This is a genomic window from Intestinirhabdus alba (assembly GCF_009711095.1).
Lineage (GTDB): Bacteria > Pseudomonadota > Gammaproteobacteria > Enterobacterales > Enterobacteriaceae > Intestinirhabdus > Intestinirhabdus alba.
Genome location: NZ_WMJZ01000020.1, coordinates 19,975 through 36,117, shown reverse-complemented (window position 1 = coordinate 36,117; position 16,143 = coordinate 19,975). Strand labels below are relative to the sequence as shown.

18 protein-coding genes are annotated in these 16,143 nt (G+C 57.9%); 17 read left to right on the top strand and 1 reads right to left on the bottom strand.

From position 1 onward, the window contains the following. The first annotated feature begins 2 nt into the window (after nucleotides 1-2). The 17 genes from GJV78_RS14665 to GJV78_RS23315 all read left to right on the top strand — a co-directional run bounded on the left by GJV78_RS14665 (nucleotide 3) and on the right by GJV78_RS23315 (nucleotide 13,646). Complete coding sequence (locus tag GJV78_RS14665; protein ID WP_155109050.1) at nucleotides 3-911, top strand: Mu-like prophage major head subunit gpT family protein; 909 nt, start codon at nucleotides 3-5, stop codon at nucleotides 909-911. 3 nt (nucleotides 912-914) lie between these two features. Beyond that, a complete protein-coding gene (locus GJV78_RS14660) occupies nucleotides 915-1,343 on the top strand; it encodes an HI1506-related protein (RefSeq protein ID WP_155109049.1) in 429 nt (142 codons plus the stop codon). Nucleotides 1,344-1,346: 3 nt separating this feature from the next. Further along, nucleotides 1,347-1,778, top strand: coding sequence for a gp436 family protein (locus GJV78_RS14655; protein WP_155109048.1), 432 nt, complete (start codon nucleotides 1,347-1,349; stop codon nucleotides 1,776-1,778). Continuing rightward, nucleotides 1,775-2,443, top strand: a complete 669-nt coding sequence (locus tag GJV78_RS14650; RefSeq protein WP_155109047.1) for a DUF1834 family protein — start codon at nucleotides 1,775-1,777, stop codon at nucleotides 2,441-2,443. Before GJV78_RS14655 ends, GJV78_RS14650 begins: the two co-directional genes overlap by 4 nt. After that, the gene (locus GJV78_RS23010) at nucleotides 2,424-2,654 is read left to right on the top strand and encodes a hypothetical protein (RefSeq protein ID WP_167519583.1); all 231 of its coding nucleotides are present in this window, start codon (nucleotides 2,424-2,426) and stop codon (nucleotides 2,652-2,654) included. The genes GJV78_RS14650 and GJV78_RS23010 overlap by 20 nt, the downstream gene beginning before the upstream one ends. After that, nucleotides 2,617-2,886: a DUF2635 domain-containing protein gene (locus tag GJV78_RS23320; protein WP_155109046.1), complete on the top strand. Its 270-nt coding sequence runs from the start codon at nucleotides 2,617-2,619 to the stop codon at nucleotides 2,884-2,886. The genes GJV78_RS23010 and GJV78_RS23320 overlap by 38 nt, the downstream gene beginning before the upstream one ends. After that, on the top strand, nucleotides 2,879-4,300 hold the full coding sequence (locus GJV78_RS14640; RefSeq protein ID WP_155109045.1) for a phage tail sheath C-terminal domain-containing protein: 1,422 nt from the start codon (nucleotides 2,879-2,881) through the stop codon (nucleotides 4,298-4,300). The genes GJV78_RS23320 and GJV78_RS14640 overlap by 8 nt, the downstream gene beginning before the upstream one ends. Nucleotides 4,301-4,313: 13 nt before the next feature. Then, nucleotides 4,314-4,688, top strand: coding sequence for a phage tail protein (locus tag GJV78_RS14635; RefSeq protein WP_155109044.1), 375 nt, complete (start codon nucleotides 4,314-4,316; stop codon nucleotides 4,686-4,688). Next, nucleotides 4,685-5,083 (top strand): hypothetical protein, encoded by a 399-nt coding sequence (locus GJV78_RS14630; protein WP_155109043.1) that lies wholly within the window; start codon nucleotides 4,685-4,687, stop codon nucleotides 5,081-5,083. Before GJV78_RS14635 ends, GJV78_RS14630 begins: the two co-directional genes overlap by 4 nt. 141 nt (nucleotides 5,084-5,224) lie before the next feature. Further along, nucleotides 5,225-7,468: a phage tail tape measure protein gene (locus GJV78_RS14625; RefSeq protein ID WP_155109042.1), complete on the top strand. Its 2,244-nt coding sequence runs from the start codon at nucleotides 5,225-5,227 to the stop codon at nucleotides 7,466-7,468. Continuing rightward, a complete protein-coding gene (locus tag GJV78_RS14620; RefSeq protein ID WP_155109041.1) occupies nucleotides 7,468-8,817 on the top strand; it encodes a DNA circularization protein in 1,350 nt (449 codons plus the stop codon). The genes GJV78_RS14625 and GJV78_RS14620 overlap by 1 nt, the downstream gene beginning before the upstream one ends. Continuing rightward, the gene (locus GJV78_RS14615) at nucleotides 8,801-10,009 is read left to right on the top strand and encodes a phage baseplate assembly protein (protein WP_155109040.1); all 1,209 of its coding nucleotides are present in this window, start codon (nucleotides 8,801-8,803) and stop codon (nucleotides 10,007-10,009) included. Before GJV78_RS14620 ends, GJV78_RS14615 begins: the two co-directional genes overlap by 17 nt. Further along, nucleotides 10,009-10,653 carry a phage baseplate assembly protein V gene (locus tag GJV78_RS14610; protein WP_155109039.1) on the top strand — a complete coding sequence of 215 codons (645 nt, stop codon included), beginning with the start codon at nucleotides 10,009-10,011 and terminating at the stop codon, nucleotides 10,651-10,653. Before GJV78_RS14615 ends, GJV78_RS14610 begins: the two co-directional genes overlap by 1 nt. A 53-nt stretch (nucleotides 10,654-10,706) precedes the next feature. Then, nucleotides 10,707-11,057 carry a phage GP46 family protein gene (locus tag GJV78_RS14605; protein WP_155109038.1) on the top strand — a complete coding sequence of 117 codons (351 nt, stop codon included), beginning with the start codon at nucleotides 10,707-10,709 and terminating at the stop codon, nucleotides 11,055-11,057. After that, nucleotides 11,057-12,145 carry a baseplate J/gp47 family protein gene (locus tag GJV78_RS14600; RefSeq protein ID WP_155109037.1) on the top strand — a complete coding sequence of 363 codons (1,089 nt, stop codon included), beginning with the start codon at nucleotides 11,057-11,059 and terminating at the stop codon, nucleotides 12,143-12,145. Before GJV78_RS14605 ends, GJV78_RS14600 begins: the two co-directional genes overlap by 1 nt. Further along, nucleotides 12,142-12,714 (top strand): YmfQ family protein, encoded by a 573-nt coding sequence (locus tag GJV78_RS14595; RefSeq protein WP_155109036.1) that lies wholly within the window; start codon nucleotides 12,142-12,144, stop codon nucleotides 12,712-12,714. Before GJV78_RS14600 ends, GJV78_RS14595 begins: the two co-directional genes overlap by 4 nt. After that, nucleotides 12,714-13,646 carry a tail fiber protein gene (locus GJV78_RS23315; RefSeq protein ID WP_209439254.1) on the top strand — a complete coding sequence of 311 codons (933 nt, stop codon included), beginning with the start codon at nucleotides 12,714-12,716 and terminating at the stop codon, nucleotides 13,644-13,646. The genes GJV78_RS14595 and GJV78_RS23315 overlap by 1 nt, the downstream gene beginning before the upstream one ends. A gap of 99 nt (nucleotides 13,647-13,745) precedes the next feature. Here the strand turns inward: GJV78_RS23315 and traC are convergent, their stop codons facing one another. Further along, nucleotides 13,746-16,142 carry a type IV secretion system protein TraC gene (traC, locus tag GJV78_RS14585; RefSeq protein WP_230979147.1) on the bottom strand — a complete coding sequence of 799 codons (2,397 nt, stop codon included), beginning with the start codon at nucleotides 16,140-16,142 and terminating at the stop codon, nucleotides 13,746-13,748. Nucleotide 16,143 lies beyond the last annotated feature (1 nt).

Below are 16,143 nucleotides of genomic sequence, written 5' to 3'. Positions count from 1 at the left end.
AAATGCTTGTTAACAAGGCGAATATTGCGACGTTTTTCGTCAATCTGAAAACCACTTTTAACGGGGCGTTAAAAGGCGCGCCGACGCAGTGGCAGAAGATTGCGATGAAAATTCCGTCAACCGGGAAATCAAACGATTATGGCTGGTTGTCCAACTTCCCTCAGATGCGTAAGTGGATTGGTGAGAAGGTCGTTAAATCGCTGGCCGCGTTCAAATACTCCGTTGAGAACGACGACTGGGAAGCGACCATTGAGGTCGACCGTAACGACCTCGAAGACGACCAGACCGGAATTTACGCCATCCAGGCGAAATCCGCCGGTGAATCTGCCGCGCAACTTCCGGATGAGATTGTCTCCGGGCTGGTAAGTAATGCGTTTACCTCACTTTGCTATGACGGTCAGTATTTTTTTGACACTGACCATCCTGTGGGGAATGGCGTCTTTTCCAATAAAGGGACTAAAGCGCTGTCCATCGACACGCTGGCAGCAGCGAAGGCGTCCTATGGTGCTGCCCGTACACAGATGGGAAAAGTCAAAGATGACGATGGCCGCGCTCTGAACGTTACGCCGAATATTCTCCTGGTCCCGGTGGCATTGCAGGATATTGCCAACGCCCTGATGACGTCGGACCGACTGGAAGATGGAAAAGTCAATATCTATAAGGGCACGGCGGAAGTCGTGGTGGATCCGCGTTTAACCAGCGACACCGCCTGGTTCCTGCTGGACACCAAAAAAGCGATTACCCCGTTCTTCTATCAGGAGCGTAAAGCCCCGCATCTGGTCGAACAGACCGACCTTAATTCGGATGATGTATTCACCCGTAAGAAATTTAAATACGGGGCAGAAGCCCGCGCCGCTGGCGGCTATGGCCTCTGGCAGCTGGCCTATGGCTCCACCGGAACGGAGGCATAATCCATGGAAAAGGTTATCGATATTACCGCTAAACGTGACGGGTTCCGCCGTGCGGGACTGGTTCACAGTGATAAAACCCAGACTTACCCGCTGTCCCGCTTTACGAAAGAGCAGCTGGAGCAGCTTAAATCTGAGCCGATGCTGGTCGTGGCCATCCGCAACGCAAACGACCAGCCGTCTGGTCAGTCCGATGAGCTGTACCAGCAGGTAAAACTGCTGACCGACCTTCTGGACGGCGAGCGTAAAAAGAACAGCGAACTGACTGCCGGGCTGGATGCTGAACGTCAGAAGGTTACAGACCTGACGGCAGAGCTGAAGGCAGAGCGCCAGAAGGTTACCGACCTGACGGCAGATCTGGAAGCGGAGCGTCAGAAAGCCGCCGATGTGGCCACGCAGCAGGACGCCGCACAATCCACCAAAAAAGGGAAATAAGCCATGGCCTACGCCACACCAGAACAGTTTATTAAATCGTTCAGCGAACGCGAAGCAGTCTCACTGACTGACGAGCAACGCACGGGAACGGTTGATAACGAAAAGCTGCAGTTTGCCCTGGAGCGGGCCAGCTCTCTTATCGACGGCTATCTGGTGGGGCGTTACAAAACCCCATGGCCGGATACCCCGGGCGTGCTGATTGGGTATTGCTGCGATATTGCCCGCTATCAGCTGACGACGGATTACCGACGCCTGACCGACGAAATCAAGCTGCGCTATGACGATGCGATCAAGTTCCTGCGCGACGTGGCCAGTGGAAAAGTCAATCTGGGGCGCGATACGTCCGGCTCAGTGATCCAGTCATCGTCCCAGATGCGTATCTGTTCGGGAATCCGTCAGTTCGGCCGGGAATCCACCCGGGGCGGTGCGTTTTGATTACGTCCATTGAACGGGCCATAGTTGAGCGCCTGCGTCGTGGACTGGGAGAGATGGTGCTGGATGTGACCACCTACTCTGGGGAGCTGGACGACGATCCGGGCGAGATTGTTCGCCGTTTACCCTCCGCGTGGGTCACGTTCGGCGGCATTGTCAAAACCGAGCGTTACAGCACCTCACGCCAGAAGCGCATCGCTACCGGGCGTTTTGTGGTGGTTGTGGGTGACTACAACGACCGCGACGACGAAAGCGCCCGCCACGGCGGCGTTAATCTGAATGAAGTCGGGACCAACCGCCTGGTAACGTCGGTTCGCCGTCTTATCACCGGGCAGGATTTGGGGCTGAAAATTGACTATTTCGAGCCGGGCCGGGTCCGCACGTTGTTTAACACCCGGATGAAAGACCAGGCGCTGGCCGTCTTTGCGTGTGAATTCGATACCCGCTGGGTGGAGCTGGCGCTGGAGAATGGCAGATGGCCGGAGCGCTCAGGCGACCCCGCCTCACCGGATGCCGACTTCAATATTTACCGGGGCGAACTGTCCGATCCGGATCCGGATTTTCTGCGCGTCGGTATGCGTTATCACCAGCCAGGCACCCGACCGGAGGACGATCCGGAAGACCTGGTCGAACTGCAGGAGCCAGACCATGATTCAGGGCGTGATTAGTCTTATTTCTCTTTTTCTGCCGGATTCCATTAAAGGGCGGCGATGGTGGCACTGGGAAGACCGGATGTTGTTCCAGGATAACCGCAGGCGTTACGGGATAGCCTGGGCGTATGGATTCACCCGCTTCATCGTGCGTACCCGGGAGCTACTGAAATTAATCGAGGATTCTGCAAATGGCAAAACTAAAGGTACAGGCTGCGCCGGGGCTTAAATTCCCGACGGAGCATAACGCGAAACAATACATTGCTGGAGAACCCGTGGAGGTCGACAGTTCGGCCTATTATCGCCGCGCACTGACCGATGGCGATCTGGTTCTGGTCGGTGATAAACCGGAAGCCCCCGCCACACTGACAGACGCGGGAAACGAGAGCGAAGCGGAAAGCGCCAAAACGTCCGCGCCGGTCAAAGGCAAAACGAACAAGAAGGCGTCAGAAAATGAGTGATATCCAGTTTGACACTATCCCGAACAGTATCCGCAAGCCCGGCGCGTATCTGGAGTTTAATACGCGTCTGGCGGTTAACACCCTGCCCGGGAATCCCCAGCGGGTACTTGTTATTGGTCCGATGTTATCCACTGGCCGCGCTGAGCCGCTGACGCCCGTTAGCGTCTTTTCCGACGATGAAGCCGCCGACCTCTTCGGCGAGGGGTCACTGGCGACCGCGATGGCCCGGGCGGCAATCAGGGCCAATAACTATCTGCAGCTGGACGTTATCGGCCTGACTGATGGTGACACCGGGGTGGCGGCTGGCGGATCCATTAAGGTGGAAGGGAAAGCCACGCGGGCCGGAACCCTGACGCTCCGGATTGCCGGAGACGAGGTCGCAATAAACGTGGCCAGCGGTGACGGTGAAGCCACCATTATTCCGGCTCTGGTGGCTGCGATGCAGAAAATCCCGGCGCTGCTGGCTGGCGGTGCCTATGACACCGAAAACAAACAGCTAACCCTGTCGGCGCGTTCCTTCGGCGAATGGGGGAATGATATCGCGCTGTCCGCCAGTACCACCGTTACCGGTCTGACCCTGACCGTCACCCCCATGGCCGGGGGCGAGAAGAATCCGGATATTCAGCCCGCGCTGGATGCGGTGTTTGCCGCTGGCCATAACATTCTGATCTGCCCGTTCAGCACCGACAAGGCGCTGGCCGCTCTCAGCGAGCACCTGACAAGCACCGGTAACGCAATGGAGCAGCGCGGCGCCGTGGGCTGTGCTGGCTGGACCGGCAGTCTGGGGACCGGAACGACGCTGGCCAGTGGTGTGAACGATGGCCGCGTCTCTGTCCCGTGGTATCGCGGTTCGGCCCGGCTGCCTGCAATTCTGGCCGCGATTTATGGCGCGGTGATGGCCAGCGAGGAAGACCCGGCGCGGCCACTGAACACGCTGGCGCTGACCGGGCTGGATATCGTGGATATGTCGCAGCGTGAAAGCCGCAACGAACAGGAAAACGCCTTACATAACGGCCTGACGCCGATAGAGGTCGGTCCCGGAAATACCGTACAGATTGTCCGCGCTGTCAGTACCTACACCGTCAACGCCACCGGCGTGGCGGATCCGTCGCTGCTGGATATTACGTCAATCCGGACGCTGGATTATGTCCGCAAGGCGTGTCGTGAGCGTATTTTGCTGCGCTTCCCCCGCGACAAGCTCAGCACCCGGACACCGCCGAAGGTGGAAAGTGAGCTGTACGACGTGCTGATGAAGCTCGAAGACGCGGAAATCATCGAGAACGTCGAGGCCAACCGGAGCAAACTCAAGGCCCAGAAAAGCGGCGTTGATGCAAACCGCGTTGATGCCACCATCCCGGCGGATGTGGTGAACGGCCTTCATGTGTTCGCTGGCCGTATCGATATGATTTTGTAAGGAGGGCCGGTTAATGGCACTGGAAGAATATATTGGTTCGATTGTCCTGGAGATTGACAGCCAGGAAATCGAAATCACCGACCTGGACGTTCAGAACAGCACCGGCCGTAAGCTCGTCAAGACGATGAACAAAACCGGCCGGGCGAAAGGATTTGCGCGGGGTATCGCCACGTATGAACTGTCAGTTTCGGCGGTTATCCCGGATTCGGACGAGCCGGACTGGGAGAATCTGGAAGGCGTCAAGGTTACCCTGTACCCGCTCGGCAATACCGGCAAGCGGACCTCATATCTGGACTGTTTCACCACTGAGGTGGGGGAAAAGTACACCGTGGATAACGAAGCCAAAATTGACATCAAGCTGGCCGCACTGAGGAAGGTTAACGCATGATTAAGGCGAAAACTGAAACCGGAACGCTGATGGATGGGATCCCGTTCGGGGATACCCTTCACGTCGATTATGAAATCGGCCTTCCCCTCATGCGCCATAATTTCGAAGCCCTGGATGATACCGAAGAAAAATACGGCACTGTCGAGGGGTTTATCCCTGATTCCTGGTACCGTTGCGCCATTCTGGCCAGTACGCTGGTCAGGCTGGGAAGCATTCCCCGGGAGGAGCTGACGGCGGAGCTGCTTCACGAACATCTGACGGATGACGATTACGACATTCTGACAGGTGCCCAGGGGGAATTACGGGCAAAGCGGAGCGGCGGGAATCCCGGCTCGCCGGACACCGACTCGCCGTCCTCGCCCTCGGAAAGTACGGCGTTACCGAAGAGCGAATAATGCAGATGAGCCGCCAGGAGCTGGACAGCTATCTGGCGGCTCTCAGCAGGCTGAACGGTAACAAGCCCGGCAGGAAAGACTCATCCCCCCGTCAGTCGTTTAAATCCCTCAGAAAGAAACGTAAAAAAGGGAAATCCCGTAATGGCCGGTAACTTCAAAGTAGGCATGACCCTGACCGCCAAAGACGATGCGTCGGCGGTTCTGGTTAAAGGGTTAAAACTCACCACCAAAGCGGCCACCGATGCCACTAAGGCCGCCAGCCATGCCAGCACTGAGCAGAAGAAAAGCAATGAGCAGACCGCCCGGAGCGCCAGAACGGCGGCGGAGGAAGCCCGCCGTCTCTCCACGACCCGGGAAAGCCTGGGCGTTCGCTCTGAGCGGGCCATTCAGCGGGAAATCACGAAGACCATCGCTGGCTATAACCGGCTGGCCCGTAGCGGTGTCGCATCTGCCCGCGAGCAGGAACGGGCTTATCGCTCCATGCGTGGGCGTCTGCGTGAGCTAAATCAGGAAATGCGCGGCTACAGCCGCATGGCAGAAGCCCGGCGCATTGGCGGTAATATCATGGGGATAACCGGCGGTATCGCCGCCGGTGTTGCCGTTGCGGCCCGGCCTGTCAGCCGCCAGATGGTCTATCAGCGCCAGCTCAGCATGATGGCTAATACTGCGTTCGGTGGTGAAGGACAGGCGGGACGACTGGCAGGACGCCAGAAAATGGATACCAGCATTCGCCAGGCTGTCGGCTACGGTGGAGGCACGAAGGAAGACGCGGCGGAGGCCATGAACCAGATGCTGGCCAGCGGCGTTGTCTCTTATGAGACAGCCAGTCAATGGTTACCGGACCTCATGAAATACGCCACGGCGTCCGGTGCATCACCGCTGGATCTGGCCTCGCTGGCCATCAAGGGCAAACAGTCGTTTGGCCTCCAGGATTCGGACATACCCACCGCGCTGAATATGGCCATTGCCGCCGGTAAAGCGGGCAACTTCGAACTGCAGGACATGGCCCGCTGGCTGGCACCACAGATGGCGGCGGCAGGCTCTGCCGGTATGAAGGGGATCGACGACTTTTCCAAACTGCTGACCCTGAACGAGGCCGCAGGCGTCACGGCGGGCAGCAGCGACGAGGCCGGGAACAACGTCGTTAACCTGCTGGCCAAACTCACCAGCGCGGACGCGGCGAACGCGGCGAAAAAAATCATCGTTAACGGTCACGGTATCGACCTGCCAGGCACGCTGGCCAACGCCCGCGAAAAGGGGATCGACCCCATCGAGGCGTTCTCCCGGGTTGTCGACCGGGTTGTCGGCAGTGACAAACGATACCAGCAGCTCCAGCAGCGCATGGGCGCAACAAAAAACAACGCCGAGCGCTCCGCCGTCATGGAGTCGATGGCGACGATCCTGGAAGGGAGCGGCGTTGGTAAGGTGATTGCTGACCGCCAGGCGCTGATGGCGTTACTGGCCTATCGTAACAACCCCACATACCGGAAGCAGGTCGAAGCGGAGATAAACCAGCAGCGTGCGCTGCCGGAAGGCAAACGCGCCGGGGATGAAGACTTCGCCTTTATTGCTGATACCAACGATTTCAAATTTGAGCAGGCCCGCAACACGGCCGACTTTGCGCAGATGGACAGTGTTAAAAAGCTGGCTGATGTCGCAGGCTCTGCCGCCGGTGAACTCAGCCGACTGGGCGAAGAGTTCCCCGGGCTGACCACTGCAGCCGCAGGCGCAGCGACAGCCATTCAGTCCATGACTGCCGCTGCGGTGACCTTTGCGGGGCTGAAATTTCTGGCGGGCGGTGCCGGTGCTGCAGTCGGAGCCGCTGCCGGAACCACCGGCGCGGCCAGCGCAGCCACAGCCGCCGCATCAACGGCCGCAAAAGGCGGCTCCCTGCTGGGATTTCTGGGAAAACTGGCGGGAGCTGGCGGCACGGTCACCGCACTGGCCACCATGACAAGCCCGGAGGAAGACGCCGCCGTCAATGGCAGCGAAGAGCGCTGGAAAGCTATCCGGGCCAAATATCCCCAGTCACTTATCGATGCCGCCCGAAAGAAATACCAGCCCTGGTATCAGTTCGGCGAAGGGTATTCGACTGAGAACGAGGTCTGGATCCGCCGCTATCTCGACGAACAGAGCAGCGCCGCGAATGCCAGCGTGTCTCCGTCACAGGTCACCAGCGCGACCGGAGGGGCGCCGGGTGTCGTTCCTGCCTCTTCCTCCAGGAGCGGCAACGCCTCACCGCAGCAAGCCGGTGGAACGGTTTCACTCCCACCACAGCAGGTGAACGTTACCACGCAACTGTTCGTCGATGGCCACGTTCTGGCCGAGTCGGTGAATCAGCACAACATTCAGGACGGCAACAGAGGCACAGGAGGACCAAATTAATGGGCTGGGAAAACATGCAACCTGCATCATTCCGGGGGGTGACGTTTGACGTCATCGCTACCGATGAAGAAATCAGCCGTGACCACGCCGCGTATGAATATCCCCACGTTGACGGCGCCGACCTGAAAGACCTGGGGCGCAAATCGCGGCCGTTCCGGCTCACAGCGCTGTTATGGGGCGACACCTACGAGTACCACCTGCAGAAGTTGATTGCCGCACTGGACGAGCCTGGAGACGGTGAGCTGATACACCCGGTTTATGGCTCCATTCCGTCTGTTATCGTTACTGGCTACGGGATCCATCATGACGCCGAAAACCCGGATAGCTGCACGGTTGACCTGAGTTTTCTGGAAAACCGGACCGGAACTGCGCTGTTCAGCGCGGCCCTGCCTGAAATGTTCGGAGCGTCGCTGTTTGATACGCTGGACTCGCTGACGGCAGAGCTGGGCGAATTTTTTGATGCTGTTACAGCCCCTTTAAATACGGCTAACAGCCTTATTAAACGGGCTAAAACGGTGGAGTCCACGCTGATTAATACGCTGCTGACGTATGACAGCGATATCTCATTTACGATGGATCAGATGGTCGGGCTGGCTGAAAACCCCGCTCAGTTTGTTCAGGCGCTCAGCGAGGTTCTGGAGACCCATGTGGCCAACATGGCCAGCGCTGTTCCGGCGCTGGCCTCCACAGCGCCGGTGACGGCCATCGGTCTGGCTGACACCGTGGCGGACGTGGCCACGTCATCGACCGTAATTTCTACCTGGAATGAAGTCGTTAAGGATATGGATACGCTGGTCAGCCTGCCGGAGGCCTTCATTAATGGTGATACAGCCCCGACGGTGGACCTGCCGTCGGATGCCTCGCCGGAGGATGTTCAGGATATTAAAACGACGTATGCCGTGGCGGCCGTCACCGAACTGGCCAGCGCGGCCACGGCGATCCTGTCTGATGATGAGCAAACGGCGCAGCTCACCCCCAACGATATCGGAAAGCTAGTCAGCGATGTACGGATCCGGATCCAGACCACCATTGACCTGTTCCGCCATCGTTACGAGCCAACGCGGGAAACGGTCACGGAAACCGCCGCGCCGGTGGGGATTATGTGGCTGACGCTGGTCGACAGCATGAAGACTATCGCGCTGACGCTGCAGGATCTGGGCGTGATGATTCTCGCCCGCCGTCCGCCGCTCACCCGCCGACAGGTACAGGCTGACAGTTGCCTGCATCTGCTGGCGCACCTCTGGTATGGCGACCATCATCGCTCCGCCGAGCTGCTGCACCTGAACCCTGAAATTCGCAACCCCAACCAGATTACCGCCGGGATGGTACTGAATGCCTATGCCAGATAACGAACAGGACAAAATCAGCCTGGTGATTGCGGGAAAAGCCCACTCAGACTGGAGCAGCTACCGTATCGACAGCGACTTCCTGAAACCCGCCGACGGCTGGCAACTGGTGCTGGGACTGCCGGATAAGGTCTTTCCGGCGGAGATTGTCCGGGGGGCCGTTATCCGGCTGCAGGTGGGCGACGAGACGGTCCTCAGTGGCCGGATTGATGCCGTTCGCCGAATTGTCTCCCGCCAGAACTATACGCTGGCGCTGACCGGCCGTGACGATGCCGCCGTTCTGGTTGACTGCGCCGCCCCGGTTTTCAGCGCGAACCAGCTCACCCTGGACGAAGTTATAGAAAAAATCGTCAGGCCGCTGGGAGTCCGGAATATCCGGGTTCAGGCCAGCAGCGCTCCGCGTAACGACAAGGTCACTATTGAGCCGGGAATGCGGGCATGGGATGCCCTGGAGAAAGCGGCCGCTGGTCGCGGTCTCTGGCCCTGGTTCGATCCCGATGGGACGCTGGTCGTCGGTGGGCCGGATTACGCGGCGGATCCGGTGGATACGCTGGTCCTCAGAAATGACGGCACGGGTAATAATCTGCTGTCACTGGAGGAAACCCGATCCGTTAACGGCTGTTACTCCGAACTGACGGCACTGGCTCAGGGACACGCCCGCCACGCAGACAGTAAGACCAGTACAGCACCGATTGATGTCTGGAACGACGACGGCAGCGTCCGGCTGCTGGCCAGCGCTGCCAGTGAAGCAGGGAGCGGCCAGACCGGCACGCATGATATGCGGGCAGTGGTAACGGATCCGACGGTGACCTGGTACCGCCCGCAGATTATTACTATCGGCGATACCAGCAATATGGAACAGGTGAATTATCGGGCCAAAAAGGCCATGAGCGACGCCCGCCTGTCCGGCTGGGATATCAGCGCCGAGGTTCCCGGCCACCGGACCGCCGCCGGGACTCTCTGGACACCGGGGCAGCGTGTCCGCATTGTCAGCGAGCCGCACGGACTGGATGCCGTGTTTTTTCTGATGGGGCGCCAGTTCAGCGGTGGGCGAAATGGCCAGACGACGGGACTCCGGTTTAAAGAGGACAGCGTCTGGATCCCTGATGCATTCCCCCGGGATAAAAAGCGCCGCCATCGCCGGGGCCGGAAACAAAAAAATGATGTGGCAATTATTGACGTGGGGAGTCCGTAATGTGGAATAAGGTTAATCAGCGGATACAGCAGGCACTCCAGAATATACGCCAGGCATTCCGGACCATCACCAGCGCGACCGACAGTTCGACAAAGGTCCAGATGTTGCAACTGAAAGGGCTGGCCGGGGAAAACCTGGACGGGGCGGAATATTTCCAGCATTACGGCTTTACCTCCAATCCACTGGCCGGGTCGATGGGGATTGCAATCCCCCTCAATGGCTCCACGTCCCACACCGTCATTGTGGCCACTGAGCACGGCGCGTATCGCCTGACCGCACTCAAACCCGGGGAAGTGGCGCTGTATACCGACGAAGGCGCTAAAATCGTCATGAAGCGTGGCCGCATTATTGAAACCGAATGCGACATTTATCGCGTGAAGTGCAAAACCTACGAAGTGGAAGCCGAACAGAGTGCCGGATTTACCACACCGAAGGTGACCGCCAGCCAGGAGGTTATTGTCGCCGGGAAGATAACCGGTAACGGCGGGATGGCGGTCAGTGGCGGTGAAGGCACAGCGTTTACCGGAAATGTTACCCACACCGGCGGCACCATAACATCGGTTGACGTGACCATTAACGGGATTAAAATCGGTACCCACAAACACAATACCCCCGACGGGATGTCTGATATCCCCGTAAACTAACCGCTGAACCCCTTCACCTCCTGATAACAGCCCCATGCTGCCAGACTGGCGGCATGGACCAGAATATTTCCCCCTCTACCGGCGATTACACCAACAGCCGGATTTATTCGCTACAAAACGCGGTGTATCTGCGTCTTGAGACCCCGCTCGGGAGCTACTGGGCGGATCCGTCTCTGGGTTCTCGTCTCCACGAACTGCGCCGGGAAAAGGATTTACCCCGTATCCGCCAGCTGGCCTCCCAGTATGCCTCTCAGGCGCTTCAGCCGCTGCTCGATGACGGTCGGGCTGATTCCGTTACCGTTGACACCCGGGAGGGCCGACAGGGCTGGCTGATTCTGCTGGTAACGGTCACGGACGGCACGGGAACCCCTCACCAGTTCCCACACCCGGTAAGGATTGCATAATGACATTTCCGGTTCCAACAATTGCCGAAAGCACTGCCCGCCAGCTGCGTGACATACAGAACGCGCTCCCGGGCGAAAGTATCGATACCGGTACAGACAGCGACTACGCAGTCCGGGCTAATACCGTTTCAGCCGTGGCTGACGGACTGTACGCCTATCAGGGCTGGATTGTTCGTCAGATATTCCCTGACACCGCCGATCCAGAAAATCTGGAGCTACACGCCCGCACCCGCAATATTTATCGCAAAAAAGCGACCCGTTCGGCTGGCTCTGCCTCCATCACCGGCACGGCAGGCAAGGTGTTACCCGTCGGCGCCCAAATTCGGGCCGAGGGGATCAGCGTTAACACCACCGCCGTCTGTACGATTGGTGACGATGGAACTGGCGTTGTCGCGGTCAGAAATACCGCTACCGGGTCCGCAACCAACAAGGCTACCGCTATTGCCGCAACACTGGTCAGTCCGCCGGAAGGCATCAACAGTGCGGTTATCGTCGGTCCACTGACTGGCGGAACGGATCAGGAAACTGACACTGACCTGCTGGCGCGTTATCTGGAAGTTCTGCGCAAGCCTCCGGCGGGGGGCAACCAATACGATTACAAGCGCTGGGCGCTGGAAGTGGACGGCGTGTCGTCGGCATATGTCGCACCACTACGTCGTGGACTGGGTACGGTTGATGTGGCGATCACCTCGGCTAATGACCTGCCGTCGCAGGAGCTGATCGAGACTGTCAGGGCGTATATTGAAGACCGGCGCCCGGTTACGGCAAAAGATACGCTGGTCGTGGCCCCGACAAAAAAGCCGGTGGATTTTGAAGTACAGATTAAGACCAACGGCCTGACCATTGAGCAGGTTAAACCGCTGGTCGCTGACGTGATTACCGACTTTATGAGCCGTCTGGAGCCAGGGCAGGAACTCGTTATTTCCCAGCTGGAAACCCAGATATCGCTAATCAGCGGCGTGACTGACCGCAAAATCATTTCACCATCCACCAACGTTGAAGCGGTCATTGATGAAACGACGTGGGAATGGCTCCGCCCCGGCGATATAGCTGTTAAGCCGTTTCCGCAGGGGAATACCGGCAAATGATAACCGTTGATTTATTCCGGGCCTTATTGCCGCCGGTCAGCTATGACCCGAACGGGAAGCACCTCTCGGCCGAACTGAAAGCGGAAGCCCGGTTGATGGACGCCGTTGGAGCGTCTGCCGGGCGCGTTCTGGCGTCAATTACCCCATTTTATGCCTCCACCACGCTGTCAGACTGGGAGCGCATTTACGCAGTTTCCCCTCGCGACGGCGCAACTCAGCAGGAGCGACGCGAGAACGTTCTGGTCAGGATGGCCGCTACCGGCGGTCTGTCTATCCCGTATTTCATCGGGCTGGCGGCCAGTCTCGGCTACACCATCACCATATCAGAGCCACGGGCATTCCGTGCTGGCGTGAATCGCGCCGGTGACCGTCTGTTTGTTGAGGGGATGCGCTGGGTCTGGCAGGTCAATGTTATGGGGGCCAGTACCCCGAAATACCGGTTCAGAGCGGGCGCATCGGCAGCGGGCGAGCCGCTGCTGGCGTTCGGCGAGTCCATTCTGGAAAGCACGTTTAAAGACCTGAAACCCGCTTTTACCGACTGTTACTTCACGTATGAGGATGGCGAGTAATGCAAAATCTGATGCCACCGGTTACCACACCGGACAATCTGTTTCACGACGGCGATCCCACTCAGGGCATTGAGGGAACCATCGTTACCGCTGAATGGTTGAATAACTCCCAGGCAGCGACACGGGACACGCAACAGGAGCTGATTAATGTTCTGGATGCAGCCAGTGTAGAGCCGGACAAAACCAAACAGGACCAGCTTTTAAAGGCGATTCAGTCGCTGATATCTGACGCTGTTACAAAAGCGAAATACGTCCCTGATGTCGGTGAACTGTACATTACGAAAGGGACAACCAACCCGAACGATAAATGGCCGGATACCACCTGGGAATATCTGGGGGATGGTCTGACGCTCAGAACGGCAAAAGCGGACCTTTCCGATCTGGGTAAAATTGTAGGCGGGGATACTGTAACACTGGTTACTGCCAATCTTCCCGCGCATACCCATACCATCGGTGGTTCTACAGGTCAGTTTGCAGCAGCAAATGCGACGACCAGCTCGTTTGATTACGGAACCAAAACATCGTCAGGAACCGACCTCGGAGCCAAGACCACCAGTTCGTTCGATTATGGCACCAAAACCAGCAGTTCATCCGGTGCACATACTCACACATATGCAGATCAACAACTCGCTTATGGTAAAGGAACCGCTGTAGCCGGTAGTACCGGCACATGGTCGGGTACTTTTGATACCAGCAGGACCACATCCAGTAGTGGTGCTCATACGCATACTGTCGGGATAGGTGCCCATACGCATTCGGTTACGCTAGGTTCTCACAGTCATAGCGTAGGGATAGGTGCCCATACACATACAGTAACACTACCAGCCCATACCCATTCGTTACCTGCTGCGACCGGTTCTGCAGGCTCTGGGGCCGCCTTCAGCGTAGTGAATAAGAGTATCCTGGTTGCTATCTGGGTTCGTACCGCTTAAATCTTTTGCATAATATTTCGGACTGTCCAAAATGCGCATTTTTCAGCGCGTCATGCAGTCCGAAATTGTATGCGAAACAGTCCAAAAAATTTCGCCGCGCTACAGCGCATCTTTGGCCGAAGGGAAACCTTCAATGATGGTCTGCTCCGATGAGCTGAACTGCCCCTCATTCTTCTGGTTGTACTTGCGGAAGGCTTCCCGGTTCTGACGGAGGATGATTTTGAACGACGAGTTGGACCAGGCAGCTTTCGCCGCGATGCTGGCCTTGTCACCGTCAAAGTCCTCAATCCCCTGGGTGATGGTGATATAGGCGCCGCCATACTTACGTGCGGTGCGGTAGCCGTTCTCGATGAAGTCACCAATAAAGCCGTTTTCACTCGCCAGAAGCTTCCAGGCCTCATCGATGATGGCCGCCTTACGCTCACTACGGGGTGACAGGAACATCCGCTGCTCGACATAAATCATCATCGAGAACATGATGGCCGCCAGCAGGTCAGGTTTGTTTTTGAGGCGCCCCATCTCCAGCACGCAGAACCGAACGTTGTCATCGAGCGCTGGTTCCGGACTGTTGAAGTATTCGCCGTAGATACCGCCGGTGGTGTACTTGTGCAGCGACACCACCATCTCCTCCATCAGATTACGTACCGTGGTGGCGTCCCGGTACTTCTCACTTGTGGTCCAGACGTTGAGCAGGTCGGAGACGTCGTCTATCAGTACCGCGTTGCCGCGACGTTTCGACGGTGCCTCCCCTTCCCAGACCGCCTGTACGGCGTTGAGCAGAATAGACTTGGCGGTATCATCGACCTTGCCTGACGGGCTGGAGAGGACCAGCAACAGGTCGCGGATACTCTCTGCCGATTCCACAATATTGACGATACCGGCAAACGGGTTGAACTTGAGGTCGGTGGCATCGACGTAGACCCCGCCAACGTTGGCGCACAGGGCTTTGTACGAATCCCCCATATCGAACACCCAGGCCCGCCCTCCGCTGTCAAGGATGTGCCGGATGATGGTCTGCATCAGGAAGGACTTTCCACCTCCGGAGGTGCCACACACCCCGAGGTTATAGTTGTCATTACCCAGCCCTGACTTGCTGTCGAACAGGTCCAGATACGAGAGCTGGTTACGGTACGAAGGAATGGGCACGCCTTTCGGGCAGATACGGTTATCCGCCACCACCGGCAACAGATTGGCGACATTAAAGGACTCAGCCCGGAGCGTCGCGCCGCTGCGGCGCATATCACTCCATAACCCTTCCGGCATCATGAACGGAAACAGCGACAGCCAGTTACGCAGCTGCATAAAGGTGGGCGAACACAGCGAAATGCCATTGGCGCGGAAGGTATTCTGCAGCGCCAGTTCGCACATCAGGGCTTTATCATTATCATCCTCGCAGAATAGCGTGACGCCTAAACTGTAGCGCGCCAGCGCCGACTGCCCGGTAGACAGTCGCTCACGCAATCCGTCCCACTCACGGGCGGCCTTTTTAACCCCCGGCACCCACTTACCGAACGGGGAGTTTGCCCGCTTATCGTTGGTGGCAAACTTGCGTACCGCTTCGTTCTGACTCTTCGCCTGAACATCCAGCTCTGTCGTCAGCGTGATAGCAAAGGGGCACGGCACCGTCGACGTCGGGTCCAGCAGATTGCTGAGGTTGTTCCCGCCCTGCCACAGCGCAAACTTCACCGGATTCTTCTCCGGCATGTAACTCATGATGCGGGTTTTCACCCGCCCCCCCTCTGCGGAGGACTGGCTCTGGTGCAGACAATCCGGCGTCACTTTCAGATTGATGGAGCGGGCAACACACTGGGCATTCAGCTCTTCATACGGGTCCACCTCATCAGGCGGTGGCGTGATGCGATCATGGCGGAAGTTCACGATTTCACGGACCAGCCCGACCAGCCCCCGGTCATCCAGCACCTCAGATTGCAGGTTCGCAGCAAACAGCGACTGCTGCACGATACTTAGCGTCTGGCCCAGAGAGGCAAACAATTCATCAACATCACGACGCAACGGCTCGGCGTAGCTGATAAAGAGGCGATAGTTACGCAGCGACAGCGGGTAGCCTTTGTTGTTGGGCAGTCCGTACAGTGCACCGTGTTCATAGAACGCGCGGGTGATATGGTCAAAGCGCGTTGCCTGCTCCCCCTGCCAGGCCATGTCTGACAGACCGTTATCCAGCAGATGGCTGACGCACTTGCTCCCGAGGAGGAGCACGCTCAGCGGCTGTTCACGGGGAAGTTTGTTACGCAGGAAGTTGTCCAGGGCCTCCACGATACCGTCGTTGGCCCCAATCAGCGGCGTACATTCGAGGATAAAACCCATGGTGTTCTGGTTTACAAACAGGCCGCTGTCTTTATCGTAATGCTGGTAAGGCAGCACGCTGACCAGAGAAGGGTAGTCCATATCATCCAGCGCCTCTCCGGCTTTCGCGGCACCATCCTTCCGCTGCCAGTCGGTCATCAGGCGACGAAACAATTCATCATACAGGGCCATA

Bases quoted from the DNA above. Each gene is read 5' to 3' on its own strand.
- GJV78_RS14640 (WP_155109045.1), top strand. From the start codon at position 2,879: ATGAGTGATATCCAGTTTGACACTATCCCGAACAGTATCCGCAAGCCC.
- GJV78_RS14605 (WP_155109038.1), top strand. From the start codon at position 10,707: ATGGACCAGAATATTTCCCCCTCTACCGGCGATTACACCAACAGCCGG.
- GJV78_RS14630 (WP_155109043.1), top strand. From the start codon at position 4,685: ATGATTAAGGCGAAAACTGAAACCGGAACGCTGATGGATGGGATCCCG.
- GJV78_RS23320 (WP_155109046.1), top strand. From the start codon at position 2,617: ATGGCAAAACTAAAGGTACAGGCTGCGCCGGGGCTTAAATTCCCGACG.
- GJV78_RS14600 (WP_155109037.1), top strand. From the start codon at position 11,057: ATGACATTTCCGGTTCCAACAATTGCCGAAAGCACTGCCCGCCAGCTG.
- GJV78_RS14620 (WP_155109041.1), top strand. From the start codon at position 7,468: ATGGGCTGGGAAAACATGCAACCTGCATCATTCCGGGGGGTGACGTTT.
- GJV78_RS14625 (WP_155109042.1), top strand. From the start codon at position 5,225: ATGGCCGGTAACTTCAAAGTAGGCATGACCCTGACCGCCAAAGACGAT.
- GJV78_RS14610 (WP_155109039.1), top strand. From the start codon at position 10,009: ATGTGGAATAAGGTTAATCAGCGGATACAGCAGGCACTCCAGAATATA.
- GJV78_RS14635 (WP_155109044.1), top strand. From the start codon at position 4,314: ATGGCACTGGAAGAATATATTGGTTCGATTGTCCTGGAGATTGACAGC.
- GJV78_RS14615 (WP_155109040.1), top strand. From the start codon at position 8,801: ATGCCTATGCCAGATAACGAACAGGACAAAATCAGCCTGGTGATTGCG.
- GJV78_RS14595 (WP_155109036.1), top strand. From the start codon at position 12,142: ATGATAACCGTTGATTTATTCCGGGCCTTATTGCCGCCGGTCAGCTAT.
- GJV78_RS14665 (WP_155109050.1), top strand. From the start codon at position 3: ATGCTTGTTAACAAGGCGAATATTGCGACGTTTTTCGTCAATCTGAAA.
- traC (WP_230979147.1), bottom strand. From the start codon at position 16,142: ATGGCCCTGTATGATGAATTGTTTCGTCGCCTGATGACCGACTGGCAG.
- GJV78_RS14655 (WP_155109048.1), top strand. From the start codon at position 1,347: ATGGCCTACGCCACACCAGAACAGTTTATTAAATCGTTCAGCGAACGC.
- GJV78_RS23010 (WP_167519583.1), top strand. From the start codon at position 2,424: ATGATTCAGGGCGTGATTAGTCTTATTTCTCTTTTTCTGCCGGATTCC.
- GJV78_RS23315 (WP_209439254.1), top strand. From the start codon at position 12,714: ATGCAAAATCTGATGCCACCGGTTACCACACCGGACAATCTGTTTCAC.
- GJV78_RS14660 (WP_155109049.1), top strand. From the start codon at position 915: ATGGAAAAGGTTATCGATATTACCGCTAAACGTGACGGGTTCCGCCGT.